The sequence below is a fragment of the Pseudomonas sp. 32_A genome (assembly GCF_017490905.1).
GTDB classification, from domain to species: Bacteria; Pseudomonadota; Gammaproteobacteria; order Pseudomonadales; family Pseudomonadaceae; genus Aquipseudomonas; species Aquipseudomonas inefficax.
In genome coordinates, this window is the sequence record NZ_JAFGYI010000096.1 from 1 (window position 1) to 1,027 (window position 1,027).

Annotated in this window: 1 protein-coding gene and 1 pseudogene; both read right to left on the reverse strand. The window is 56.9% G+C overall.

Annotated features, from left to right (window positions below):
- Positions 1 to 763: transposase (locus J5M58_RS25750; RefSeq protein ID WP_207880122.1), on the reverse strand; the 763-nt coding region annotated here is incomplete at its 3' end.
- Between the two features lie 20 nt (positions 764 to 783).
- A pseudogene (locus J5M58_RS25755) lies at positions 784 to 1,027 on the reverse strand (hypothetical protein); the annotation flags it as partial.

Genomic DNA, 1,027 nt, shown 5'->3' on the forward strand with positions numbered 1-1,027 from the left:
TTTTGCCGAGTCTGCCGGGCTTATCAATGCTCGTTCCCGATTGGGTCTGTCGAACATCGAGACCCGCGTGGCGAGCTACCTGCGAGGACTTGAGTATTTGAGGAAGGATGGTCAGTTCAGCCAATGCCGCAAGTGCCGAGACTTCTCCCATCCCAGGCCCTGCGAGCAGCTGCTTGTACTGCCGAGTAAGCGTCGGACACTGGGCGACCAGCTCGCGGCCCGCCTTACGAAAGCGCTCAATTCGATTATCCAGTGAAGCAATCGCTTCCTCCTGATCCTCGATCAGCATCGACACGGTTGTAGCGGTCGCCTGCAATGCATGCAGTTCGTTCTTCGCCCTTGTACGATGCCCCACCAAACGATTGATGTGTCGCCCCAGAGCCCTCAGCTCAAGCTGCACAAGGCTTGGAGGTGTCCACAAGCGCGGTGTCATACGCTCGCCGTACTCGGACAGCAGTTGAGCATCTATTGCATCGGTCTTGCTGTTCACCAGCATTAGTTTGGCGAAATTGTGGAAGCTCTTGGGGTTGATCACGGATACAGGAAGGTCAGCCGCATGTAGCTCAAGGGCCAAGTCCAGGTAATAGATTCCGGTCGCCTCCATCACGATCGACTTGGGTTTGAGTGCCAGCAGCTTTTTCACCGCAGCCTTACGGCCTGCAGGGGTTTGAGCGATATCCCACTGTCCGGCCGGACGCCCATCTTTACGCACCGCAACGACCGAAGTACGTGAGCCGATATCGACGCCAACCCAGACACTCATTTCTTCCCTCTCCAAGCGAGTTAGGTAACAATGGCCTCCGGTTCCCCGACCTCGAACTTCATGCTGCTGCAACCTTGTAATGCGAAGTCCGACTTGTCGGCTTCTCGATACTCTTCGCAGTGGGCAATGAGGCGGGGGGCCTCTCTACATACAAGGTCAGGGGCAATGCCTGCCTTCAGGAGCGATCGGCCTCCCCGGAAGTGCTTCTTCAGCCCGACGAGAATAACCTCTCCCGCTAGGCCAGACACAACATACAAGGAGCGG